At 39.4% G+C, this 26,280-nt stretch carries 24 protein-coding genes; 16 read left to right on the plus strand and 8 right to left on the minus strand.

What is annotated here, in order from left to right; translation table 11 throughout:
* Positions 1-178 precede the first annotated feature (178 nt).
* Positions 179-1,060, minus strand: coding sequence for a fructose bisphosphate aldolase (locus tag BMW30_RS08090; RefSeq protein ID WP_091475657.1), 882 nt, complete (start codon positions 1,058-1,060; stop codon positions 179-181).
* A 312-nt stretch (positions 1,061-1,372) separates the two neighbouring features.
* Between BMW30_RS08090 and BMW30_RS08095 the strand changes: the two genes are divergently transcribed.
* From BMW30_RS08095 to BMW30_RS10630, 5 genes are all read left to right on the plus strand, one after another.
* Positions 1,373-4,324 carry an efflux RND transporter permease subunit gene (locus BMW30_RS08095; protein WP_091475658.1) on the plus strand — a complete coding sequence of 984 codons (2,952 nt, stop codon included), beginning with the start codon at positions 1,373-1,375 and terminating at the stop codon, positions 4,322-4,324.
* Positions 4,325-4,337: 13 nt separating this feature from the next.
* Positions 4,338-4,910, plus strand: a complete 573-nt coding sequence (locus tag BMW30_RS08100; protein ID WP_091475661.1) for a nitroreductase family protein — start codon at positions 4,338-4,340, stop codon at positions 4,908-4,910.
* 40 nt (positions 4,911-4,950) lie between these two features.
* Positions 4,951-5,406, plus strand: a complete 456-nt coding sequence (locus tag BMW30_RS08105) for a DUF84 family protein (protein WP_091475662.1) — start codon at positions 4,951-4,953, stop codon at positions 5,404-5,406.
* Positions 5,393-6,445 carry a D-alanine--D-alanine ligase family protein gene (locus tag BMW30_RS08110; protein WP_091475665.1) on the plus strand — a complete coding sequence of 351 codons (1,053 nt, stop codon included), beginning with the start codon at positions 5,393-5,395 and terminating at the stop codon, positions 6,443-6,445. Before BMW30_RS08105 ends, BMW30_RS08110 begins: the two co-directional genes overlap by 14 nt.
* Positions 6,446-7,092: 647 nt before the next feature.
* The gene (locus BMW30_RS10630; protein WP_180366268.1) at positions 7,093-7,725 is read left to right on the plus strand and encodes a GGDEF domain-containing protein; all 633 of its coding nucleotides are present in this window, start codon (positions 7,093-7,095) and stop codon (positions 7,723-7,725) included.
* Between the two features lie 58 nt (positions 7,726-7,783).
* Here the strand turns inward: BMW30_RS10630 and BMW30_RS08120 are convergent, their stop codons facing one another.
* Together BMW30_RS08120 and BMW30_RS08125 are read right to left on the minus strand one after the other, a co-directional pair.
* Entirely contained in the window at positions 7,784-9,553 is a 1,770-nt protein-coding gene (locus BMW30_RS08120) for an ABC transporter substrate-binding protein (RefSeq protein ID WP_091475671.1), read from the minus strand.
* A gap of 330 nt (positions 9,554-9,883) precedes the next feature.
* Positions 9,884-10,930, minus strand: a complete 1,047-nt coding sequence (locus BMW30_RS08125) for an LLM class flavin-dependent oxidoreductase (protein WP_091475955.1) — start codon at positions 10,928-10,930, stop codon at positions 9,884-9,886.
* An 80-nt stretch (positions 10,931-11,010) separates the two neighbouring features.
* Between BMW30_RS08125 and pepT the strand changes: the two genes are divergently transcribed.
* Positions 11,011-12,228 (plus strand): peptidase T, encoded by a 1,218-nt coding sequence (gene pepT, locus BMW30_RS08130; RefSeq protein WP_091475673.1) that lies wholly within the window; start codon positions 11,011-11,013, stop codon positions 12,226-12,228.
* A 53-nt stretch (positions 12,229-12,281) separates the two neighbouring features.
* Here the strand turns inward: pepT and BMW30_RS08135 are convergent, their stop codons facing one another.
* Together BMW30_RS08135 and BMW30_RS08140 are read right to left on the minus strand one after the other, a co-directional pair.
* Complete coding sequence (locus BMW30_RS08135; RefSeq protein ID WP_091475676.1) at positions 12,282-13,745, minus strand: MDR family MFS transporter; 1,464 nt, start codon at positions 13,743-13,745, stop codon at positions 12,282-12,284.
* A 123-nt stretch (positions 13,746-13,868) separates the two neighbouring features.
* Positions 13,869-14,048, minus strand: a complete 180-nt coding sequence (locus BMW30_RS08140) for a hypothetical protein (RefSeq protein ID WP_091475678.1) — start codon at positions 14,046-14,048, stop codon at positions 13,869-13,871.
* Between the two features lie 405 nt (positions 14,049-14,453).
* On the opposite strand from BMW30_RS08140, the gene BMW30_RS10635 reads away from it, so the two are divergent.
* From BMW30_RS10635 to BMW30_RS08155, 4 genes are all read left to right on the plus strand, one after another.
* A complete protein-coding gene (locus BMW30_RS10635; protein ID WP_180366269.1) occupies positions 14,454-14,600 on the plus strand; it encodes a hypothetical protein in 147 nt (48 codons plus the stop codon).
* A gap of 121 nt (positions 14,601-14,721) precedes the next feature.
* Positions 14,722-15,168 carry a hypothetical protein gene (locus BMW30_RS08145; protein ID WP_091475681.1) on the plus strand — a complete coding sequence of 149 codons (447 nt, stop codon included), beginning with the start codon at positions 14,722-14,724 and terminating at the stop codon, positions 15,166-15,168.
* A complete protein-coding gene (locus tag BMW30_RS08150; protein WP_091475684.1) occupies positions 15,165-16,028 on the plus strand; it encodes a diacylglycerol/lipid kinase family protein in 864 nt (287 codons plus the stop codon). The genes BMW30_RS08145 and BMW30_RS08150 overlap by 4 nt, the downstream gene beginning before the upstream one ends.
* A gap of 141 nt (positions 16,029-16,169) precedes the next feature.
* The gene (locus BMW30_RS08155) at positions 16,170-17,063 is read left to right on the plus strand and encodes a YitT family protein (protein WP_091475686.1); all 894 of its coding nucleotides are present in this window, start codon (positions 16,170-16,172) and stop codon (positions 17,061-17,063) included.
* A 500-nt stretch (positions 17,064-17,563) separates the two neighbouring features.
* On the opposite strand, the gene BMW30_RS08160 is transcribed toward BMW30_RS08155, so the two are convergent.
* Together BMW30_RS08160 and BMW30_RS08165 are read right to left on the minus strand one after the other, a co-directional pair.
* Complete coding sequence (locus BMW30_RS08160) at positions 17,564-18,796, minus strand: ABC transporter permease (RefSeq protein WP_091475688.1); 1,233 nt, start codon at positions 18,794-18,796, stop codon at positions 17,564-17,566.
* On the minus strand, positions 18,789-19,688 hold the full coding sequence (locus BMW30_RS08165) for an ABC transporter ATP-binding protein (protein ID WP_091475691.1): 900 nt from the start codon (positions 19,686-19,688) through the stop codon (positions 18,789-18,791). Before BMW30_RS08165 ends, BMW30_RS08160 begins: the two co-directional genes overlap by 8 nt.
* A gap of 87 nt (positions 19,689-19,775) precedes the next feature.
* On the opposite strand from BMW30_RS08165, the gene BMW30_RS08170 reads away from it, so the two are divergent.
* The 5 genes from BMW30_RS08170 (at position 19,776) to BMW30_RS08190 (ending at position 25,166) form a co-directional block, all read left to right on the plus strand.
* Entirely contained in the window at positions 19,776-21,527 is a 1,752-nt protein-coding gene (locus BMW30_RS08170) for an ABC transporter ATP-binding protein (protein WP_091475694.1), read from the plus strand.
* A 15-nt stretch (positions 21,528-21,542) separates the two neighbouring features.
* Positions 21,543-22,079, plus strand: coding sequence for a VanZ family protein (locus BMW30_RS08175; RefSeq protein WP_091475697.1), 537 nt, complete (start codon positions 21,543-21,545; stop codon positions 22,077-22,079).
* 22 nt (positions 22,080-22,101) lie between these two features.
* On the plus strand, positions 22,102-23,043 hold the full coding sequence (locus tag BMW30_RS08180; RefSeq protein WP_091475700.1) for a TroA family protein: 942 nt from the start codon (positions 22,102-22,104) through the stop codon (positions 23,041-23,043).
* Between the two features lie 111 nt (positions 23,044-23,154).
* Positions 23,155-24,084 carry an alpha/beta hydrolase fold domain-containing protein gene (locus tag BMW30_RS08185; RefSeq protein WP_091475703.1) on the plus strand — a complete coding sequence of 310 codons (930 nt, stop codon included), beginning with the start codon at positions 23,155-23,157 and terminating at the stop codon, positions 24,082-24,084.
* A gap of 95 nt (positions 24,085-24,179) precedes the next feature.
* Positions 24,180-25,166 carry a zinc-ribbon domain-containing protein gene (locus tag BMW30_RS08190; RefSeq protein WP_091475705.1) on the plus strand — a complete coding sequence of 329 codons (987 nt, stop codon included), beginning with the start codon at positions 24,180-24,182 and terminating at the stop codon, positions 25,164-25,166.
* Positions 25,167-25,645: 479 nt separating this feature from the next.
* Here the strand turns inward: BMW30_RS08190 and BMW30_RS08200 are convergent, their stop codons facing one another.
* Positions 25,646-25,855 carry a hypothetical protein gene (locus BMW30_RS08200; protein ID WP_091475710.1) on the minus strand — a complete coding sequence of 70 codons (210 nt, stop codon included), beginning with the start codon at positions 25,853-25,855 and terminating at the stop codon, positions 25,646-25,648.
* Between the two features lie 76 nt (positions 25,856-25,931).
* On the opposite strand from BMW30_RS08200, the gene BMW30_RS08205 reads away from it, so the two are divergent.
* Positions 25,932-26,237, plus strand: a complete 306-nt coding sequence (locus tag BMW30_RS08205) for a thiamine-binding protein (RefSeq protein ID WP_091475712.1) — start codon at positions 25,932-25,934, stop codon at positions 26,235-26,237.
* Positions 26,238-26,280 lie beyond the last annotated feature (43 nt).

Below are 26,280 nucleotides of genomic sequence, written 5' to 3' on the forward strand. Positions count from 1 at the left end.
CTCGCTCACAGACACGCAGATTGATTTGCGTTCCAATGGAGCTCGCTCACAGACACGCAGATTGATTTTCGTTCCAATGAAACTTGCTCACGGACACGCAAACGGATTTAGTCACTAAAAAAACGGCGTTTGCATCCTAAATTTAAGATGCAAACGCCGTCTATCTTTCAAATTACTATTAAAGCGAAGCCGTATAAATCGATTCGATTGCCTCGTTCAATTTAAGCGTGAAATCTTCGTCGCTTTGATCTGCGCGTAAGTCTGAAGAAAGTGCGCGTGAGAAGCTGGCAATTACACCTTCGTTACGTGCAAGGATTTCGTTTGCTTCTTGGCGAGAGTATCCACCAGAAAGTGCAACAACACGCACAACATGTGGGTGATTCACGAAATCTTTGTATAGGTTGTCTTCCGTTGGCAATGATAACTTCAGCATAACGAACTCGCCATCTCTTAACGTTTCAAGTTGTTTTGCGATTTCTTCTTTCAAAATAACTTCAGCTTCATGCTTGTCTTCAATCGTGATGTTTACTTCTGGTTCAACAATTGGCACTAAACCTTTCGCAATCACTTGTTTCGCAACTTCGAATTGCTGTTCAACAACAGCCTTAATACCTTCAGCATTTGCAGCGTTAATTGTAGAGCGCATCTTCGTACCGAAAATGTTGCGTGCAACAGCACGGTCTAAGAGCGAATCTAAGTCTGGAATGGGCTTCATTAACTGAACGCCGTTCGTTTCGTCTGCAAGTCCTTTGTCGATTTTTAAGAATGGAACGATGCCTTTTTCAGCTAAATAATCTGCGGTGTAAACACCATCGATTGTACGGTCCATCGTTTGTTCAAATAGGATTGCTCCGATAACACGGTCCGAGTTAAACACGCGCGACTTGATGATGCGCGTTCTCATTTCGTGAACGAGGTCAAACATTTCTTCTTCTGTTGAGTATTGGTCTTCGTCTACACCGTATGCTTTTAATGCTTTCGGCGTACTTCCACCGCTCTGATCAAGTGCTGCAATAAATCCGTGGTCAGTTTTAATTTTTTCAAACTGTTTTTGATTCATGAATTACACTCCTAAATATTTAGTATCTTCTCTTATATTGTGTACAATTTTCAGCTAAAAATCAATTACTATCATTAGAATAAGGACTAAAACTTAACTTCACTAAGAAAATCCACAAAATAGCAATACAGCATCACATTTATCTTACGTTTTACACGAGAAAATTAAAGACACCCATGTTATTGATTAGGAATGGTCGTGGGCTGTGTTACTATTATTTTTAAGACTTTAAAAGTTCGGCATGAGCCAGTGATTCGAAGATAAAATACATCTAAATAGTTATTTGACGGATGCATTAATGGAGGATGGTATATGAAAGCAATACTTGCCAGTATTTTAAAAAGAAGTCGCATTTTTGTTATTTTTATCTTTGCAATTGCATTGTTTGGTATTTATACATTTTTAACGCTGGATCAGCGCGAAATTCCTGAAACGAATATTAACTTTGTAAATGTTACGACAGTATGGGGTGGGACAGATGCGCTGAGTATAGAGGAGAACGTGACGAACGTACTTGAGGTTGCAATCGCAGATGTTGAAGGGATTGCGTCTACGGTATCGACGTCGCAAGATGATGTTTCTGCGATTACATTAGAACTAAAAGACGATGCCGATAAAAACCAAGTGGTCAGCGGTGTGAACAATGTGATCAATAGTACGTTGTCACAATTGCCTGAAACGGCGAATCGACCGGTTGCTTCGTCATTTTCCAATAATTTCCCACTCATCAGTTATTTATTTACAGCGGATACATATGAAGAACTTCAAGAAATTGAACAGCAAGTAATAGAACTGGAACAAGATATTCAAGCAGTTGATGGTGTTGCGCGTGTGTCGACTAAAGGGTATAGCGAGACATTTTATAACATCGCAATCGATCGGGATGCGATGTTAGAAGCAGAGATTTTCCCAATCCAAATTATAGATGAAATCAATACTGTACTTAGACCGGCAACACTTTCTACAAGTGACGAATCGGAAGATATTCGCATTGGATTCTCTGACTTAGAACCGTTAGAACGCATTGAAACCGTGGTGGTCAATGGAACACCACTCGTTGATATTGCGACAATTACAGAAGCATCTGAAATGCCTGAGGATATAATCAGTTACCGTGGACAACCATCAGTGTCACTGACAGCGCTACTGGGTACGGGTGAAAATGCAACGACGGTTTCCAAACGTGTGGAAGAGATTATGGATGCTGCGTCAGCAGATTTTGATGATAACATCGAAGTGACAATGATTCAGTCTGAACGAGAAAATGTCGAGGATATATTCTCCGGTCTATACCTTTCACTTGGATTGGCACTAATCGCTGTCGTAATCGGTACATTTTCTGGGCTGAGTGCCATCAGTGCCGTAGTTATTTCTATCACCATCGTACTCAGTGTGTTAATTGGTCTGATTCCAATTCCGTTTATGGATGTCGATTTAAACACGATTTCAGTCATCGGTTTGATCATTGCACTCGGGATTATCGTCGATGACTCAATCGTAGTCAGCGATAACATAGAGCGGCGACTCGCCCTGGGTGACTCTAGAAAAGATGCCATGACTATCGGAACTCAAGAAGTGGCACCTTCTGTCATCGCTTCAACGATTGCAATCGTGTTTACATTTTTACCACTGCTTTTATTATCCGGTGCAAACGGTCAGTTCATCCGAGCGTTACCGTCTATTTTAATCACTACGATGATTGTCAGTACGATACTTGCACTCTTTTTTGTTCCGGCACTTAGATATTTACTTTCTGGATTTAAGGTTCAAAAAAGCCCAGGATTTTTTGGAGGACTATTTATGCGCGGCTCTAAAGTGTATGCATACAAATTGCTCGCGAATTCAATTAAAAAACCATTCGTATCATTCATCATTGTTTTTATCGTGTGTGTGAGTTCGTTTGTTCTCGTTCGATTTACGCCATTCGAATTCTTCCCGGCGGCTGACCGTAATGAAGTGACGGCCGATGTCATCTATCCGACAGATCAACCGATAGATTCAACACATGAGGACATCATGGCGTTAGCAAACCAAATGGAACTCGAGATGCCGCACGTAGAAGAGACGATTGTATTCACAGGGCAGGGGACGAACAACTTGTTCGGTGCTGATTTGTCGATGCCTGGTAGTAACACGGGACAGATCGTTTTAAAAATCGATAAAGAGATCATGTCCGATGCTGAAACGATAGAAACTTATGAAGCTTCTTATCAAGATACATTCGGTAATGATCCGCTCATTTTCTTTAATACAGTTGTGCAGGGTCCACCTGTGAATGCCCCGGTGATCATTGAATTATATAATGATGATCTTGATGTTCTGGTGAGTCGCGCAGATGAAGTGGCGAATTACTTTAGAGAGCAAGACATCGCAATCGAATCTAATGTCGGCGAGCCTGTTGAAACCGTCATGTATGAAATTGATAAGAGCGCGATTGAAAATGCACCCGTGACTTATGGTCAAGCAAAAAGTGATCTCAACTTGTTTGGTAGAGGATTCCCGATAGATAGTGTCATCGAGTCGAATGCTGAGAAAGAAGTACATATTCAATATGGACAAAGTGATGTAGCAGATATCAGCTATATTGAAGAAGTAAGTAGACAGAACTTGACTCCACTGATACAACATAAAGACGGCAATCGATTTGTCGAGATAAAAATATTCACTGATGACACAGACATGGTTTATGACTATGTGGATGAATTGAGAGACAGTGTAGATGACGGCACAACGCTTATCACTGAAGGTGATATTGAAGATACGTCGAGCTTCTTCGTTGAGATTGGTATATTATTCACAGTTATTATGATTCTTGTTTACCTCGTGCTTGCATGGGAGTTCAATTCATTACGCTTACCACTGGTCATTGTGTTTACGATTTTCCTTGCATTGAGCGGTGGCATCATCGGGCTGTTTATTACGCAAACACCGATTAGTTTCTTAGCAATTATGGGAATGGTCTCACTATCTGGAATTGTCGTGAGAAATGCTGTTGTCTTGATAGATTTCATTGAATATAGAAGAATAGAAGGTAAGATGGCGATTGAAGAAGCGATTGTAGATGCAGGGCTTGCGCGATTCAGACCTATCATTTTAACAATGTTGACGTCAATCATCGCGTTAGTGCCAGTTGCACTCTCAGGAGATGCGCTGTTTGTGCCACTCGCAATTACAATCATAGCAGGCATTACTTTCTCAACACTGTTATCATTGATTGCGACACCATCGTTGTATTACCTGTACTACAAACTCAAATATAAATAGAAAGAGGATACGTGTGAGCGAAGTATTTAATACGATAAAAAATAGACGTACGGTCGGTGGAATGAATGACCAAGTGCCACCGAAAGAATCCATAGACCGCATGTTAGAAGCGGGCACATGGGCACCGAACCACCATTTAACGGAACCATGGAAGTTTATCGTCGTGACTGGAGAAGCGCGCGACCGCTTGTCAAAGGCGTTAAAAAAAGTCGCATACGGTCGTGTGAGAGAGCCGGATAGTGAGAGTGGTAAAAAGAAAATCGAAAAGATTGGGAACCGTCTGTTCTTATCACCGGTTATTATTTTCATCGTGTACGTGCCGAGTGATAATCCGAAAGCAGATCCTTTAGAAGATAGAGCGGCAGTTGCGATTACGGGTCAGAACATGATGTTGGTGGCTGAAGAAGAGGGCTTGAATACACAGTGGTTGAGCGGACCGATTTATAATGTTGACTTGTTTAGGGATGCGCTTGGACTTGTCGGAGACGAAGAAGTGTATGGTCTAATGCCGGTTGGTTACAGCGCAATCAAGAAAGAAGGTAAGCGTACGTCGTTCGAAGAGAAAACAGTATATTTAAATAAGTAGAACCTCGAGTCGAGGTTCTTTTTTATGTTAAAATATCGATATGAAAATAATAGTAGGCAGTAAAAATGAACATAAAGTAAATGCAGTGAGACAAGCAGCGAAAGAATTTTTTACAGATTTTGAAGTCAACGGAATGAAAACGAGCAGCGGTGTGAGTGAGCATCCAGTGGGTGATGATGAAACACTAACAGGTGCGATGAACCGCGCGAACGCCGGACGTGAAGCACATCCTGATGCATATTATACGATTGGACTCGAATCTGGATTTAATACAGTAATTGGAGAGACATATGTTTCCAATTGGTGTACGATAACAAATAAAACTGGAACAGTAGTGAATGTTGCGGGTATTCAATTTAAAAAGCCGGACGAATCAGGGCCGACGGGGTTTATCGGTGTGGTGTCGGGTGATGCTTTAACGCGGCAAGACATCATCGCACAATTAGTACGGGATGCATTTATTTTGATGAGGAGCAAAGAATATGACGAAAATTAAAGTGGCAATTTTATACGGTGGAAAATCTACAGAGCACGAGGTATCGATCCGTTCGGCAGCAAGTATCTTCAATGCAATCGATAAAGACAAGCATGACGTCAAATTGATATACATCAACAAAGATGGTCGTTTTATCTATCATGAAAATAAGGAGATTATTCCTGTTGATGAGAGTGCGGGACATGTGTTGTCACTCATGCCAGCGACTGGCTTTATGTTTAATGACAGAGTGCTAGACATCGATGTCGTGTTTCCGGTGCTTCACGGAAATGCCGGCGAAGATGGAAACTTACAAGGTATGCTCGAGATGTTAGAAGTTGCGTATGTGGGATGTAACACACGTGCTTCAGCGGTCTGCATGGATAAAGACATGACGAAACGATTGTTGACAGAAGCGGGTATTCAAGTGGCTCCAGGTCTCGTGTTTAAGCATTTCGAGAAGAACCATGTGTCTTTTGAAGCGGTAAAAAACGTGCTAGGCCTACCGATGTTTGTGAAGCCGGTGAACCAGGGATCTTCTGTCGGTGTGACGAAGTTGAGCGATGCAACTGAATTTCAAAAAGCGATGGATACTGCATTTTCTCTCGATACGAAAGTGATGATTGAATCGGGTATAGTGGGTCGTGAAATTGAAGTTTCCGTACTTGGTAACGAGGATTTAACATTGAGCATGCCTGGTGAAATTGTGAGCAACATTGATTTTTATGACTATGAATCAAAGTATGTGTCTGACGATGGCGCAAGTCTTCGTATTCCAGCGATATTAACGGATGAAGAAATTGTGAAGATCCAGGACGTAGCAGCACGCACATATCGTGCGCTTGATTGTGAAGGGTTATCGCGAGTGGATGTATTCTTGACCGAGTCTGGTGAAGTCATTGTAAATGAAGTGAACACATTGCCAGGTTTTACGAACATCAGTATGTATCCGAAATTGCTGGAAGTCAGTGGCGTTCCATATTCAGAGTTAATCACACAACTTATCCAATTAGCAAAAGACCGTTATGCGTTGAATGGTCAGTTAAAGAGAAGTTTATAGGATTGATTAATAATACTTTTTAGTAGCCTGCTACTTCGAGCCAAAAAAATGTGGTGAAGTAGCAGCTTTTCCTATAACCTGCTACTTCAAGCCAAAAAATAGCCGTGAAGTAGCAACCTTAAAAAGATTACAACAAAAAAACGGTCATGGCACACTCAATGCACTGTAACCCGAATAAGAGACGCTTTTTATAAGCTGTCTATTATTCGGGTTACAGTGCAAATATGTTAAAACATTATTTTATATTAGCCTGTGTTGCCATTACTTTAGTTTATGTCTACTCCCGTTGCGAACCCCTGTTAAGACGTTTAGGTGATAAGAATAGTTTAAGTAGTGTAATCGTCTACGGTGTCGTGTTTGGACTCTTAGCGATATTGTTAACATTTTTCAGATATGATGGAGGGACTGGTCCTGTATACTCATTGAGTTATACAGCCATAGTTGTTGCATTGGTGTATAGAGGATCATATGTATATTTCATCAGCCTTAGTATTTATTTTGTATGGCTGTATACAACACCTTTCTTTACAGCACAAACGCCCGCATTGTATTTTATCGGTATAGTAACACTCGGGTATATTATATATTTAATTTTCAGGAAAATATCTATTTTTTGGCTGAGTATCCTGATCATTAGTATCACTAGATTGACATTTTTTATAACACTAGATCAGTTTACACCCTATATTGAATCATCGGTAAATCTTTACATCTTACAAATGATTTTAACGATTGTCATCTTAGGTGTTGTTGTGTTAGAAATACAACATCTAAGACGTATGAAAGAGTTAAATCGCTATTACGAAAAACGAACATATCTAGATGATTTAACAGGGGCTGAAAATAGACGCAGTTTAAGAAGAAGCCTGGAGCAAGCGGAAGGTGAGTTGTCTCTTGCAATTATTGATATCGATCGTTTTAAACGAATCAATGATACCTTTGGTCACATTCGAGGTGACCAGCTCTTAGTAGATCTTACTCATAGAATTAATCAATTGATGAGTAATAATTCTAGTCTGTACCGAGTTGGTGGCGATGAATTTGTTATTTTATTTCACAATATTTCAAAAAAACAGGCAGTGGAGGAAATGGCTAAGATTATAAATAATTTAGAAATTATCGTTGAAGATAAAGAAGTTAAGGACCAATATGAAGTTACAATGTCTGTCGGACTCGCAAATTATCCGAAAGATGTCGATGATTACAAGGATTTGTATGCAGCAGCTGACTCAAAAATGTACATGTCTAAAGATGCTGGACGTGATACGCTACAATATTAAATAATATGTTTGTACACAAAGAAATCCGAACAATTTGTTGTTCGGATTTTTTATCTTATTATTCAGAAACTCCGATGTTGTAAAGTGCCGTGTCATCATTGAAACCAAACTCTACAGAATAGTTCATGACGCGCTCGTTAACTGGAGTGATACTAGCAGAGTACAATGTTGGGAAGACTGGAATTTCTTCTGCCATGTATTCTTGCCACTCGTAAGCAGCGTTAACACGGTAATCGACATCCATTGCTTCTGGTACATTGAATTCACGAAGTAGTGCATCGCCTTCTTCAGTTGCAAAGCGTGGATAGTTCCATCCTGCATCGCGTCCGAAGAATATTGTTGGATCCACATCTGCACCGAGTGTCCATGCTGTCATGTAAACATCAATATCTTCTGAGTCTGTTTCGACTAAATCGAAGAACGTATTGAACTCAAGTAAACGGTTGTTTGTCAAGCTGACATCAAGTCCAATTGCTCGCCATGACTGTATGAAGTAGTTCGCCATCGGTTCTGCGATATCGCCACCACTCATCGATGCGAAGTTAATTTTAAGTTCTTCGCCATCTGGTGTTGTACGGAAGTCGCCATCATATTCATAGCCCGCTTCATCCAAAATGGCATTTGCAGCTTCTGGATCATATTGTGGTACTTCTAAGTTCTCATTATGGAATGCTTCGTGATACGGTAAAATAAGTGAGTCTGCTCTCCAACGCAGCCCATCATAGAAACGTTCGCCGACTGATGCGGTATCAACAGCATGCCACATTGCACGGCGTAAATTGACGTCACCCATCTTCATTTCTTCAGGTTTATATGCTACTTCATCAGCGTCTTCATCCCATTCACCAAGTTTAAATGCGACATATGAATAAGAAGAAGTTAAGTTTGCAAGCCATTCCACACCTTCTGTATCGGCAACATCTTTATATTGCTCAGCTGGGAATCCACGTGCGATATCATAATCACCATTCGCCATACCATTTGCGACAGTTGCAGGGGATACGACGTTATAGTTAATACCATCTAACTTCGGTTCGCCTCTCCAGTAATCATCGAAGCGTTCAAATGTAACAGATTCACCCGGTACGATATTCGTTACTTGGAAAGGACCAATACCGATCGGATTGATACGTGTTTCATCCGCTTCAAACATGTCAGCGACTTCTATGCCTTCATAGTAGTGTTCCGCAAAAATATATTGCCAGAAACCACCAGAAATTAGCGAAGGTGCAAGTTCTTCATATGAGAATACAGCAGTGTAATCATCGATGACTTCGATACCGCTAATCTCATCGGCATCACCTGTACTATATTCTGAAAACCCTTTCAAAAGAGTGAAACCTGGAGTACCACCACGTGGACCGGTATAGTCCTCATGTCCAATTAGATAATACGCCGCAATGTAGTCGTGGATGTCTGCCTCATGGCCATCGTGCCAATAGACACCTTCACGCATTGTAAACGTTACAGTGTTATCATCTTCGTTAATTTCGAAATTCAAAGCACCATCGTTTGTATAGATCTGATCCGCACTCGTTGTTAACACAGGCTCATCAAAATACCCGATAACCGTGGAGTCTGGCACACCACCGAACATGTTGTAGTTCAGCGTGCCTAAAAACGGAGTGTCTGAAGCATAAGCAACATTGAGTATGCCACCTTGCTCTGCATCACCAACATTAGAAACAGTTTTTTGAAAATCTTCGAAGTTATATACTTGATGTTCTTGGGCGTGTGTATCATTACTCGAAATACCGATGAGTAAAAGCGATAAACCAACACCCGACAAAGGAGCTATAAACTTACGTTTTAAAAATTTTGTCTTCATTTTGTACCCCCTAAAGTATTGTAATAATATTCGAATATTCAAAATATTATACACAAAGTGTAGCACAAGAAAATATCAGTGTCATTATTTTTTTCGAAAACCGAAAGATTATTTTTGAAAATATTGGTGGTTTATCTTATTGTGAAAAGAACTTTAGGAGCCTGCTTCTTCGAGATAAAAAAAAGAGGGTGAAGTAGCAGTTTTTTCTGTAGCCTGCTACTTCAAGACACAAAAAGAGGATGAAGTAGCACTTTCCAACTTTTCCTGCTACTTCGAGATAAAAAAAGAGGGTGAAGTAGCAACCCTCTTATTTCAGTGCTACTCCAACCCCTAATTTTCTTCTGCCAATAATTCTTTAACACGCGGTACAACTTTTGTTCCAAACAACTCAATATTTTTAAGCACCGCTTCATGGTCGATGTAACCGACAGGTGTCTGCATGACAAAACGCGTTACACCAAGTGCTCTAATGAACGTACTTAACTTCTGAGCGACTGTTTCAACGTCACCGACGAGCAACGCACCTGTTTCGCTCGTCAAACGGTCAAAGTAGTTCTCAGTATACGTCGAGCCCCAACCGCGTTCCATACCAATTCTGTTCATCATATGACTCGCTGCTGGGAAGTATATTTCTTTCGCTTCTTCGTTCGTATCTGCAATGAAGCCGTGCATATTTAAACCAAATTGAAAATCTTCAATCTTATGATTTGAATTCACCCAAGTGCGCTTATATAAATCGATAAAATCCCTAAACTGATACGGTGATCCACCGATAACAGCGAGCATCAAAGGTAATCCGTATTTAGCAGCTCTCACTGCAGAACCGGGGCTACCTCCCGCAGCAATCCAAATGGGTAGTGTCTCTTGAACGGTATTTGGATAGAGTGTGATGTTCTCAACGGAATGTTGAAGCTCACCACGGAATGTGACCGGTAGTTTATCTCGATGACCTTTTTGAAGTTCGACCAGTAGTGCAAGTTTCTCTTCAAACAATTGCTCATAATCGTTTAAATCATAACCAAACAGTGGGAATGACTCAATAAACGACCCACGGCCAGCCATAATTTCTGCACGTCCATTGCTGATTCCATCGATTGTTGCAAAGCGTTCCCAAACGCGTACTGGATCTTCTGAACTCAACACAGTTACTGCTGTAGACAGTCTAATGTTTTTCGTAACTGCCGCACCTGCTGCGAGCAATGTGTCAGGTGAAGATACTGCATAATCTTTGCGATGGTGCTCACCGATTGCAAAGATGTCGAGCCCAACTTTGTCTGTCATTTTCATCTCTTCAATTATTTCTTGTAAACGCTGTGCGTGTGGTACGCTACCCGTTGGTGATTCCACATCACCAAAGCTACTGATTCCAAATTCTATTGTCATTTTATCCACCTCTTGCAACTATTTTAACAACTTACTTGATATAATATAAAATAAAAGCTCGAAAGGGGATATATATGCAAGAAAAATTAATTGAACGCTTAACACGTTATGTAAAAATCGATACACAATCCGATGATAGCAGTGACTCTGTGCCATCTACGAAAAAGCAATTTGATTTATTGGATGAATTAAAGTCGGAGTTAGTTGAACTTGGGTTGGAAGAAGTAACGCTCGATGATAAGGGGTATTTATTTGCCACTTTACCAGCGAACACAAACAATGAAGTCGTCGTTGGATTCATGGCGCACGTCGATACGTCTCCTGACTTTAGTGGAGAAAATGTTTCGCCAAAAGTCGTTCAGTATGTCGGCGGCGATATCGTTTTGAATGAAGAATTAAATATCGTCCTCTCTCCTGAAGAATTCCCGACATTGGATAATCAAGTTGGCCACCGTTTAATGGTGACAGATGGGACGACGTTGCTCGGTGCAGATAACAAAGCGGGGATTGCTGAGATCGTGACTGCAGTCGAATATTTACTTGAGCACCCTGAAATTGAGAGACCGAAAGTAAGAATTGCGTTCACACCCGATGAAGAAATCGGACGTGGCCCACATGATTTCGATGTTGAAGCATTCGGGGCAGACCACGCGTACACGGTTGACGGTGGTGGCGTCGGAGAACTTCAGTATGAAAGCTTTAACGCAGCTGGCGTTCGAGTGACATTCCACGGTAAAAGTGTACATCCAGGCACAGCAAAAGATACGATGATCAATGCAGGGCGTATCGCTGCAGAATTTGTCAGTATGTTCGATGAAAATGAAACACCTGAACGCACAGAAGGATATGAAGGGTTTTATCATGTGGGATCGATCAGTGGAAATGTAGAACATGTGGATGTAACAATGATTGTGCGTGATCATGATAAGGAAAACTTCGAAAATAGGAAGCGTACGGTCGAAGAAAATGTTGAGACATTGCAAAAAAAATACGGTGAAGATGTCGTTGAACTTGTAATGAAGGATCAGTATTATAACATGAAAGATAAAATTGAACCGGTGATGGAAATTGTGGAAACAGCAAGGGTTGCCATGGAGTCGCTTGATATCGACGTACATATTGAGCCGGTGCGCGGCGGTACAGATGGTTCGCAATTATCATACAAAGGATTACCGACGCCAAACTTATTTACTGGTGGTTACAACTTCCATGGTAAGTTTGAATATGCCTCAATCGATGAGATGGAACTTGCGACTCAGACGATTGTAGAGATCATTAAGAAAACAGTTTAATATATAAAAATATCCCCTCACATTGATTGAATAATAATGTGAAGGGATATTTTTTATTTGTTGGTCTTTACAGCTTTTACTTTGGCAGCACCCGTATCGATTGTACTGTTTGTAGTGACACGTCTTATAAAGAATGTCAGTAGGAAACTTACTGTTAAAATTGATGAAGCGATTAAGAATGTTAAGTTAATACCTTCAAGCATCGCAAGCTGAGTTGTTTGACCTTCTGCGATGCGGGTGTTCATACGTACTTGCATGACGGTGATTAATGTCGCTGTACCGATGGCACCTGATACTTGCTGCACCATACTGTTGATTGAAGATCCATGTGGTGTCATCTCAGGTGTCAGCTCGTTCATACCATTTGTCATCAGTGGTGTCGTAACGAGTGTCATACCTAAAGCACGTATGGAGAATACAATCATCAACATCGTCAAACTCGTATCAACATCCATCGTTGAGAAGTAATAGTTAGAGACAATCGCAATCGGTAACCCGATTAATGCTAATCGTTTGGCACCGAATGTATCATACAATTTTCCGGATAGCGGACTCATTAGACCCATGATTAATGCCCCAGGCATAATGAGTAAACCGGCTTCAATCGGACTCCTGCCTTGCACTTCGATTATATACATTGGCATCAATATAAATCCTGAAAATATAGCCATATTAATCGTACTGATGATCAACATCGACATGCTGAACATCGGGAATTTAAACGCTCTTAAGTTGAGCATTGGGAACTCCATCGTCCACTGTTTTCTTACATATATAAACAGAGTGATGAATCCTATCACAATGCTTGCAAGAACGATTGGGTCTAAAAATCCTCGATTTCCAGCTGAACTCAGTCCGAATAACAATGATCCGAAACCAATCGTCGATAAAATGACAGACGGAATATCAAGTCGAGCCTCTTTTTTACTCGATGTCAGTGGAATTTTAAAGTATCCAAAGGTGATGACGACAAGAATAACAGGCATGATCATAAAGAATAAATAACGCCATGAGAAAAATTCGACAATCACACCAGATATTGTTGGTCCAATTGCTGGTGCGAAGAACATAACAAAACTAAATAGTCCAAGTGCATATCCCCGTCGTTCAATTGAGAAGTTTGAAATAATTACGTTCATTAATAGCGGCATCAAAATTGAAGATCCAATTGCTTGTGTCATTCGACCAAGCAGTAACATGCCAAAGACTGGGGCAGTACCTGCGAGTAAAGTTCCAGTTAAGAAAAATAACATTGCTGTTAAAAATAGTGTTTTCGTGTGGAACCGGGTCATTAAATACGCGGTGATTGGAATGACGATACCACTTGTCAGCATGTAACCTGTCGACACCCACTGAACTGTGGATGTTGAGACACCAAACTCATTCTGAATAGATGGAAGTGCCACGTTAAGGAAAGTGTTTGCGAGTAATGATACGAAGGCACCGGAAATTAATATTGCAATTAATTTATAGTCCGGCACCTGTATCCTTGGTTCTGTTTTTAATGTTTGATTCATGTAATACCTTCTTTTAGATGTGTAATATATATATTATATTCCGATTATCGAAATAATCAAGAAATTGTAACTGTTGTGACAAAAAATAAAAAACCATCTGTCGATAGATGGCTGTGTGCGTAATTAAGGACCCATGCGATTGTCAATTTGTATATAGATAAAGAAACCGAGAAAGATACCTAAAAATATTGCGATTGGAATTGCTATGACATCTCTAATACTTGGAAAAAATGTCGTAATTCCCAAATATGTAAGAAATCCGATGACGAGCATCAAGATAATATTGATCAAAAAACGTGTCATAAATAGCCTCCTTTTATCAACATGTACTATCTTACATCGATATTTTAAAGATGTCCAATTTATAAAAATTGTCAGATATTTCGCTTTCTGAAAGATTAAAAGTCGATTAGAATGTTCGTGTTTTATATCATTATGAATGATAGTCGTATGAAAACGAAATCATTTGATGTTTTCATAAATTTTCATGTATGTATATTCATTGTATAAAAATTAAAGAAATTTTATTTCGTTATGACGGTTTATAATTGTAAATGTCAGAGTAGTTTCAATATAAAAACTTTATATGTAAACGGTTTAAAAAGTTGAATAATACAGCGTTTGACGCTATAATTACAAGTGTAATAGAGATGACGCAGCCGCCAAAATTGATAACAAAAAATTTCATAAAAGAAGGAGGAAAATAATATGTTTTCAACTGATGTATATTCAGCAAATATTCGCATTAAAGAATACAGAGACACTGCGATGAAATTAAATGCGACTAAAATTAAAAACAATAAAGAAGCAAAGCCTAATCGTTTCGCAAGAATGTTCGGCAAAAAATCTGCTTAATTAATAGATGAATTATTTTTAAGTATCCATCCTTGACTAGAAGAAGGGTGGATATTTATTTTTATTTCGAATTGAGTTGCTATAATGTATGTATTGGGCAGATGATTGTGAGGTATATGAAATGATGAGAATAATCATATCTGGGACAATACTTGGAATCATAACCGGTATGTTATTGTTTCTTGTGCTTTATTTTATCGATATCATGACGGATATCGGTTTAGTTAATTTATTGATCAACATTGATTTTATATATAGTGGTGATGTGCCTGCCATTCTAGAGTTTGGATTACATATCATAACTTCTATTATAATTTGTATCATTTTTAAAATTATATATGTCAGAGCTTTTTATCTGCATTTAAAAGCGCATGTCGTTGCTGCATTTATATTTGCAGGCCTTTATTTTCTATTGAAAGCATTGGCAGTCGAACCGATTCAAACGGATTCGCATATAGGATTTATACTGTGGACGATTTTCCATATTGGATATTTACAGCTCATTCATCTGACTTACATAAATCAATGGGATTCTATACTATTGAATAAGATTGGAGGTCGCGCATGAAGGCGAGTATAATCGTAAACCAACGATCTAAAGGTGCTAAAAAAGTAAATTTTAAGTATACAAGTCAAGTGTTATCCGCTGATTATGAAACTGTAGAAATTTTTATGATACGTGATTTTGAACAAGTTGAGTCGATCAAGGAAGTCGTTGAAAGTAGCAATTTACTCGTCACTGTCGGTGGTGATGGGACGATTAGTTTCGTTGTCAATGCGATGATGAAGTACCATCCGACTGCGAAGTTGATGATATTGCCGACCGGAACGATGAATGACTTTGCATATGGCGTTGGCATGCATAAAGGGCATCTGAGCGATTTGCTATGGTATAAGGATGCTCGTGAAGAATCTGTAGATTTAATTCGTGTGAATGATTGGTATGCGACATACCTCATTGGTTTAGGTGGATTTATGGAAGCTTTCACGAGGCCCAATGCTAATGCGAAACAAAAAATGGGAAAGCTTGCATATTTGTTCGCCGGTATAAAAGCGATAACAAGCCTTTATCCATTTAATTATAAGTTGAATGGAAAGGATGGACGCGCACGTATCATCGTCACCTCTAATATTTCTAGTGTCGGTGGATTTAGAAAACTGTTTCCGATTGCCAATGTTGATGATGGCGTACTGAATGTGTTAATCATTCGTAAGGTGAACATTCTAAATGTGTGGAAATTAATATTTATGTTGTTTGGTAACAGATTACATCAAGCAAAAGAAGTGGAAATGCACTCAGTAGTGGAGTTAATGTTAGAAAGTGATGAACTGGAAGATATGGATATCGATGGGGATAGACATCCATTTGAAACGCTAGAAGTGAAAGTCATTCCACGAGCGATATCGGTTATCGTACCGAAGAAGTAATGCACAACACCCGAATGGTTGAATAACATTCGGGTATTATTTTGTAGTTTATTAGTTATGATTTAGTAAACAAGCCGATTATAAGCGAAATTTATGATAGCATAATTTTAGACAAAAATAATGGATGGAGGCGTGTAAGGCATGAAGGTAAGAAAAAGACTTAACAAATTAAATTTAGAAAAGATAAAAATCAAACAGATGCCAAAGTTTACAATGCAGACGTTAATCAATATACTAACAGTCGTTGTCGGGTGTTTTATTTTCTCTATTGGGATTAACTCATTCATGATTCCAGGTAACTTAGGTGAAGGTGGAATTATCGGGGTTGCACTGATACTGTTCTATGCATTTGAATTGCCAACAGCAATTACAATGTTCCTGGTCAATGCAGTGTTGTTGGTGTTAGGATTTAAATACTTAACGCGATTCGCTATGTATTACACGATACTGACTATTCCATTAATCTCAATCATGTTATGGCTGACAGAAAGCTGGATCGTACCAACAGATCAAATACTTATCCAAACTGTATTTGGAGGATTTTTAGTCGGAGTTGGGATCGGACTTATTTTAAGGATTGGAGCAACAACGGCAGGTACGACGATACTTGCACAGATGGCGAACAAATTTTTTGATGTCGGCGTGCCGTTTGCATTACTTGTGTTTGACTTAATCATCGTTATGGCATCACTTACGGTGCTGACGATTGAGCAAGTGTTACTCACAGTTATCGCACTTTATATTGCGATGAAGACGATGGACTTCATTATAGAAGGTATGAATCCGAAAAAGGCAGTCACAATTATTACAGAACGACCTGAGACTTTAGGTAGAATGATCAATAGCGATATCAAACGCGGTGTGACGATAATGAATGGTCGAGGATTCTATACGAAAAAAGAAAAAGACATATTATATGTCGTCATCAATAGAAACCAACTTACGAAACTGAAGCGATTGATCAAGCGAGAAGACGAAAATGCCTTCGTCGTCGTGCACGATGTAAACAGCGTGCTGGGAAATTACTTTATATAGTTTGTCTGCCAATTCGAGCTCGAAATGTGAGTCGAATTGGCATTTTTTTGTTCTCCCTGCCAATTCAGATGAAAAAAGCTGGGTGAGTTGGCAGCTTTTTGTTTTCCCTGCCAATTCAAGCTTGAAAAGTGTATCGAATTGGCAGCTGAAATAATTATCGCTAACTCACCTCTGATTTTTGGTTTGAGTTAGCGGAAAGTAGGGATCCATGATTACTCACGATGAATTTCGGACTTAAGTGAGCACGAAGCAGAAATCCGTGCTCACTCACAGTGATTTTTTGGCTCGAGTGAGCACGAAACTGGAATCCATGCTCACTCACGACGAATTCCCGGCTCGAGTGAGCACGAAACAGAAATCCGTGCTTACTCACGACGAATTTTTTGCTCGAGTTACCACGGCGGACAAATCACACCCACAAAACCACACAAAAAGCCCCTGATAAACATCACTGTTTACAGGGGCTGGTTTTTTATCCGAAAATCAAATTTAACAAATAATTATTTCTTACCAAACACACGTTTAAAGTTTTTCATTATGCCTTTTTCTGTCGATAGGACACTGCCTCTATACACCCGAGCTGCTAGCGCTAGCGCAATAACGATGCTTACGATCATAATCGCAATACCAATATATTGAACCGTCAGGTTCTCAGGGCTATGCAACGCGCGGAGCGGCATGACGAATGGTGTAAAGAATGGAATGTAACTCGTAATTTCTGTCAACATATTTTCGCCCGTTGCTGCGTTGAAAATACCGATATAGAATCCGGCGATTACGAGCATTGTCATCGGCAGGATGCCTTGTTGTAAGTCTTCCATGCGCGAGATAAATGACCCGAGCATCGCTGAGATTGCTAAGTAGAGGAACATACCAAGCACGATATAGATCAGTGTTAATACGATCATTTGCAATGAGCTATCATTCATTTCAATTCCAAAATCACTCAATGTCCCACCGAAGTCCATCTGTGAGAATAGCAAGAGTCCAACGACCACAAATATAAGTAACTGTGTCAGTGCGACTGCAAAAATACCTAAAATCTTCGCAACCAGATGTTTCACGGGTGGCATACTTGAAAGTATGATTTCTATAACACGCGATGATTTTTCCATCGCAATTTCTGTACCGATTTGTGATGCATAGTTGATAATTGTAAAGAACATGACAAAAAGTCCGATGTTAAAGATAATCAAGTTCAGTACGGACATATCAGTTGAGAAAGTAATGATTTCTCCAGATTCACCGATCGTGATATCTTGATCTTGTACATCGTAATCGATCGTCGCCCCACTGTTTAACAGTGCGATTTCTTCTTCTGTTACATCAATTTCATTGACTGCTTGCACTCTGTTCACTTCATTTAAAGCAATTCGAATGCTGTTGTTTAAGTTATTCGGAATATCCGTAATACTGTGCATCGTCGCTTCGACCGGATACTCTTCAGTCACTTCGACGCGTACCACATTCTCTTCTAATTCTTCACTCACTTCATTCGTAAATGAAAAGCGCTCTTCATCTAAAAACAGATTTTCAGAAAACTGTTCATAGAACTCGTCTGAAGCATCGATTTCAATGACGATTTCTGTATCATCGTCAAATAGTGCAATGATTCGATCTGCATTTGCAGCAAGTGCAATGAACACAACGATGATGAGCGTTGCAATAATGAATGACCATGATTTAACTTTAGAGATATATGTGTGTAAGAAAGATGTCATGAATTTATTCAAACTTCTCACCCACCTTAGCGATGAAGATATCGTTCATCGATGGTTCTTTAACTTCAAAGCGCTTTACATAGCCTTGCTTGATCACTTCATTGAAAATGGGCTCAGCGAATGATTCATCTTCGATTTTAATCGTGACGCGTTTGCGCACTGATTTAAATGAAAGTATTCCTGGCATATTTTCTATGTAAGAAAGGTCTTTATCGCCTTCAATGACGATTTCCTTTTGACCGAAATCAGATTTAATCTGGTCGATATTACCTGCGACAACTGAACGTCCTTTGTTTAAGATACAGACGTTTTCACATAGTTCTTCAACATGCTCCATGCGGTGTGTACTAAAGATAATTGTTGCGCCCTTATCTTTCATTTCGATTACCGAACGCTTAAGAATCTCGACGTTGATTGGATCGAGTCCACTAAATGGCTCATCTAAAATAATCAATGATGGATTATGAATAATAGAAGCAATCACTTGAATTTTTTGCTGATTACCTTTAGATAATTTCTCTATTTTTTTATTTTTGTTTTCAGGCACTTCGAATTTTTCTAACCAGTAATCAAGCTGTTTATCGACTTCTTTACCTGACATACCTTTCAGTTTCCCTAAGTATTGAATTTGTTCGCGTACTTTTAACTTAGGGTGTAGGCCACGTTCTTCAGGTAAATATCCAATATAATCCGTCACGCTGTAGTCAATTTTCTTACCGTTGTATAACACATTACCTTCTGTTGCATTCAGCAAGCCAAGGATAATGCGGAAAGTTGTCGTTTTACCTGCCCCATTTCCGCCGAGTAAACCAAATATTTCACCTTCTGGGATTTCAACGTTCAGATCATCAACTGCAACGTTATCTCCGAAGTGCTTTGAAACATTTTTAATCTCTAGCGTCATTTTTTTACTCCCTTCTCGTTTATGATTAACACTTTTCTAATTTATCATATAAAATAAGCGTGTGAAACTAATTAGAGGAGCTTATCAATGGAAGAGAAAAATATGAACGAAGAAAAAGTAGCGAGTTTTAGTGAATTTTTATCGCTGATAAAAAGCACTAATTTAAATAAAGGATTATTTATTTTTGCAGTTGTCTTAACGCTGTTCGGTACAGTCGGTGGATTGATCGTGCCGTTGTTAACACAAACATTCATCGACGGATTTAACACCAGTATGATTACGACACCGATACTCGTCGCAATTATCCTCGTTTTTTTAGGTAGTGCAATCATCGATGGGTTTGCCTATTATTTATTAGGTCGCGTGGGCCAGACTGTCATCCAAGGTTTAAGAGAAGTCATTTGGGATAAGTTTCTGAAGTTGCCTGTTAGTTACTTTGATCAAACGAAAAGCGGTGAGTCTGTCAGTCGTATCGTCAGTGATACTTCGATTATTAAAGATTTAATTACGAGTCATTTTCCGAACCTTATCTCTGGATTACTGACGATTGTCGGTTCGATTGTCATTCTGTTTATTTTAGACTGGAAGATGACGCTCATTATGTTTATTGCGTTGCCGATTGGTATCGCAGTTGTTTTGCCGCTCGGTCGCAGGATGGGGAAAGTTTCAAAAAGGCTCCAAGATGAAACAGCAACATTTACAGGCAATACGCAAGAGACACTCAGTGAAATTCGACTGATGAAATCTTATACTGGTGAAAAATACGAGCGTGTACAAGGCCGTAAGGGGATTAAAGAACTATATAAATACGGAATGAAAGAAGTAAAAATCCAAGCGTTAATCTCACCAATCATGTCGACGATTATGATGACGGTCATCATTAGTGTTATCGGTTATGGTGGTATACGCGTCGCGGATGGAACATTAACGATCGGGACGATGGTCGCGTTCTTATTATTACTATTCCAAGTGATGATGCCGATGACGATGTTTGCGATGTTCTTTACAGAATATAACAAAGCACTCGGTGCCACGGATAGAATCATCGGAATTTTGAAACTGGACGATGAGATGACAAAGGAAGTCGTTCCAGAAATTCCGTTCAATACGATCCAGTTCCACAATGTAGATTTTAGCTACGTAGAAGGCACGCCAGTACTTCATGATGTAAACATCACGCTTAACAAAAATGAAAAATGTGCATTTGTCGGTCCAAGTGGAAGTGGCAAATCAACCATATTTGCGCTCATTGAACGCTATTATGAACTCGATGGTGGAAAGATTACGATCGATGGTGTGGATGTGTTAGATATTCCAATTTCGATGTTGCGTGGCAACATCGGTTATGTTGCTCAAGAAAGTGCGATTATTTCAGGCACAATTTTAGACAATATTACATATGGGTTAGATAAAGACAGCTACACAATGGATGATGTCAATTATGCCATTGAACGTTCGTATGCAAAGTCATTCATCGATGCACTTGAAGACGGTGTACACACTGAAGTGGGTGAGCGTGGTGTTAAATTATCTGGTGGTCAAAGACAGCGTATCGGTATCGCACGCGCATTCTTAAAGGATCCGAAGATCTTAATGTTAGATGAGGCGACAGCGAGTCTCGACTCGCAATCTGAACGATTTGTTCAAGAGGCGCTTGATCAATTGATGCAAAATCGTACGGTGTTAATTATTGCACATCGACTATCAACGGTGGTAAACTCTGATATATTGTACTTCTTAGAGAACGGTAAAATTACGGGGCGTGGCACACATCAAGAGCTGATGGAAAATCATGAAATGTACCGTACATTTACAGAACAACAATTTGGTGAAAGCTAGGTAAAATTTATTCCAATGATATATTTGTATGAAGCTTTTAAAGCAGTCATACCTGTGTTCGTCATTTTAAGCGTGCTGGTCTTTATCCTCACGGCTGCAATCAATTTGAAATTTAAAGTGAGAGATGGTGTCATGCATCAAATTGCACGCATCGTCATTCACTTTGGATTAATCATGTCATTTATAGGTATAGGACTCGTCACTGGCTTGCCAAGTGATAATCCAGAGAAAGTGACTCAATTTGAACCATTTAGAAGCATCATCGATACGTATTTATATGCCACAGATTATACTTTTTTTAATGCGATTGTGATGAATGTCGTTTTGTTCGTTCCATTTAGTATGTTTTTCTATTTGGCCACATCTCGACTAATACTGACATTTGTCTTGTCATTTTTCTTATCCGTTGGAATAGAAGTGCTGCAATATATACTGCCAATCGGACGTATTTCTAATATTGATGACGTTATTTTAAATACGACAGGTGCAGTGATTGGTATTATCAATGGCGTAATACTGAAGGTTTTCGCATCGATCGGTAGGAAAAAGTAACAGGATAAAGGAGCAACACAAAATGAAGATTTTTAATCACAAGATAAAACTCATCGTGATGTTGATGGGTATGTTGCTCATCTTAAGTGCATGTTCAGGTTACCGTAATTTAAACGTATCTGAAGATGGGGATACCCGCATGTTATTGACAGATGATGCAAGAGAAGTAGAAGTACCGACCGTCCCGGAACGCGTTGTATTAATTCGCGCGGTTGATATCGGCAACAGCTTATTGTTAGATGCAAATGTTGTTGGTGTCAGCGATGTCGTTGAAGGTAGTTTTATCGAAGAAGAAGTGATTGATTCAGGTATTACGCTCATTGAACATGGTGACTTGGAAACCATTGAATCACTCGACCCTGATTTAATCGTTACATATAAACACGACACTTACTATTCTAACTATGAAGATATAGCAACGACAATTGAAATCAATGCGACGCCGCCACTTTTTATGACACCGTATCGCGCACGACAATACTTAGATCATATGTATTACATCAGTGTCATTCTAAATCAGGAAGAAGAGGGTCGTGAATATGCAGAAGGTTTGCTCAACGACCATACGGTTATCAGACGTGATCTAAACTTTGATGCAAGTGCGCATTCAGCTATCGTCATTTCAGAAGCGGATGATATGTATTATGCCCATGCAGAATATAACGGATATGGTACAGAAGTTGTCTATGATATTTTAGGATTTGAAATAACGCGTGACGTCAGATCACTCGTCAATAATCCACAGGAATTTGAATCGGATTTAACACCGTATCGTGACTATGAATTCGATTATGCTTTCGTATTTGTAGAAGGTGATGACTATGATGAAGCAGAGATGGCGGAACAGTTAGACATCGATGAATCAAAACTCATCGTCGGCTCGACTGAGGAGTTCCGCCTGAACGATTTGATTTCAATACGCCATCAAGCAGACTATTTAATTGATGCATTGAATAATAAATAATAATGAATTATCTAAACCGTGCGTGCACGGTTTTTTTGTTGTCGTTTTACTTGTTTTAACGATGATGAAATATATATTATTGATTTAACGGATAACGAGGAGTGTGGAGAAATGGTCAGACATTTATATAAAGGCACGCGTTCGCTGAGCAGCCTTGCGGTTGAGAAATATATGGCGCATAAAGATATGAAGGCGCAGCTCACGGATCCAACTTTAATAGAATCACTCATCAATGAACAGGCAGGTTTAAATAATGACTGGTATGAAATTGAAAACTATCAGATGAAAACGAAAGTTATCGAAACGCGAGACGATGGCTTGCAAGTTTATACGATCAATGATCAAGAGAGTAATCAAAAAGTCGTCTATTATATACACGGTGGTGGTTGGACATTTCAGCCTACAGAATTCCATTGGCACTTTTTAGAACGACTTGCTCAGAAAACCAATTCAAAAGTAATTGTGCCGCTTTATCCCAAACACCCGAATTATAATTTTAAAGAATCATATGGAAAAATACTACCGCACTTTGAAGCGGTCATGACCTCCGTTAATAATAGTGAAGACGTGACTGTTATGGGAGACTCTTCAGGTGGTAACATGGCGCTCGGCTTAGCACATCACCTCTGTGAAAATAAGCTGTCACAGCCTAAGCAATACATTTTAATATCTGCATGTGTCGACATGCATCTCGATCACCCATACATTCGTTACTTCGAAGATAAAGACAAGATGTTATCGGTTGAAAACGATCAAATTTTAACAGAGAAATGGGCGAATGGGGAACCGTTAACGAATCCATATTTAAGTCCACTTTACGGCAATTTTGAAGGCGTTGCACCGATCCATCACTTTATCGGAACATACGACGTGCTGTATCCAGACAGCATTAAGTTCGATAAGAAACTGACGAAGAACAATATACCAATCGACACGTATGTTTATCCTGAAATGCAACATGTATTTCCTATTTTACCGGTGTTAGAAGCACGCCATGCGAGAAAAAAGATGTATGAATTAATAATAAAAGATGAAGAATAATGGATAAAAATTAGTGATTACATTGCATCTATGCATCTCGCTTGCTAGTATAAGAACATAAGTATTCTCTAATAGAAAATTAAGAGGTGAACGGAATGCAGTGTTCGAATTGTGGAAATACACTTTTGCCTGAAGATGAATTTTGCCCCGAATGTGGACAAGAAGTGAAGAAGAATAACGTAGAAGACGCATCATTACGTGATGAGAATCGTAGTTTTAGAGACGAATCATCGTATGATGAGGATCGTAGCTTTAGAGAAGATGAGTCGTTTGATGATGACCTTGGTTATAGAGACGAGAAATCATATGACTATGAAAGAAGTTCTAGAAACGCATCGTCACACGATGATGTGAATGATTTTGGAGAACAAGAGCGAACAGAACGACGCGATTCATCCGGTGGTGCGAACAATGGCCCATCTGCACAGGAAAAAATTAGCCAGACGATGAAGAACATCCAATCAAGTGACTTTTTTAAAGATACTGTGGGCTTTTTGAAAGTGAGCTTACTCAGCCCTGCATCATTAGTGAAGTCAGCACACGATCGTCAGATTAAAGTGCCACTCATTGTCATTGCTTCATTGTTACTATTAGTATCATTATTTACATTCATTAGCTTGCGTATCGGCACGTCAGGATTAAGTGAATATTATGGATCATCAGTGATACCATTTTCTGTATTTTTCAACTTATTCTTAATTTTGGTTGGCGCGTTTGCAATATTCTTTGTATTGCTGTTCCTTATGAATCAGTTTTTCTTAAAAGAGCGCGTGTCACTTATTAAGCTCGCACATGATTATTTAGCACTATCAGTATCTGTCATCGTGATTTGGATTCTAGGCTTCTTAAGCATCCTGATCACATTAGTAGAAGTTGGTGCATTCGCATTCCTACTTGGTGTGACGGTACTCATGTTCATCCCGCTCTATATGTTCATGGTGCATTTGAGAGATGATAACGGTAAGTTTGATACATTCCATAAAGTACTGATCTATGGTGTGCTATCTGTTGTTGCTTACTTAATTATTATCCGCCTGTTAGTCGGCCAGATGCTTGGACCAGCATTTATAGAATTCTTTTAATATTTAAACAAGATAAAACGCCCTGCAGAATATGTGATTTCTGTCGGGCGTTTTTTGATTGGGGGTTGCTGTTTGGTTGTCTGGCCTGCCAATTCAGATGGGAAAAATGGGATGAATTGGCAGCTTTTTTGTTTTCCTGCCAATTCGGTAGGAAAAAGTGGGTTGAATTGGCAGCCTTTTGATTTCCATGCCAATTCGGTAGGAAAAAGTGGGTTGAATTGGCAGCTTACAATTTTTATCGCTACTTCAACTGAAAAAGGGTGGCGAAGTAGTGATTGTTTTTTCTCATGCTCACTCAGGTATAAAAGAGTGTGAGTGAGCGCGGTTGAACGTTTCGTGCTTACTCAGAGCAAAAAAGAAGCGTGAGTGAGCACGGTTGAGAGTCTCATGCTCACTCAGACGTAAAAAAGAGTGTGAGTGAGCACGGTTAAGAATTTCCTGCTCACTCAACCTCTTAAAGAGCCGCGAACTAGCCACACTCAAACCTTCTTATCCTTATCCCCGTTCTCCCGCTCTGGTATTGGGCTGAATCCGTAAATCACGCTGACGATTGCGACGATTCCGAAACCGATAATCATCGGAATCTCCAATGAGTCGTCGATACGATTTTGCAGGAAGAAATAGAGGGCCGTGAGTCCTAGTAGCGTTAGTAACATATTCAGTTTTCTCATATTCTGACTTAGTTTCATATCAAATGCTACTCCTCGAAAATTATTCTACATAATGGTATTATAATATAGAATATGAAATGAATAGGAGTCAATTATGAATTATTTAATGAGCATTCAAATTTTACCGACACATCCACAATCAAGGGATGGATTTAAGTATATTTCAGAGGCGATTGAGATTATCGAAGATAGTGGTTTGACACATTTTGTTGGTCCGCTTGAAACGACGGTTGAAGGTAACATGGATCAGCTGTTCAACTTGGTGAAAAAGATGAATAATTTCTTAGCGGACCAAGGTTGTGACCGCGTTGTAAGCAATATCAAACTGGTTCAATCTCAACAAGAGCAATCGATCAAAGGCTTGCTCGAAGATTACTTTGAATTTGATGATGAATATTAATTAACCATGCGAGTGCAAACTCGCATAATTTTTTACGAGGTGA

The sequence above is a fragment of the Aliicoccus persicus genome (genome assembly GCF_900110815.1).
Taxonomy (GTDB): Bacteria; Bacillota; Bacilli; order Staphylococcales; family Salinicoccaceae; genus Aliicoccus; species Aliicoccus persicus.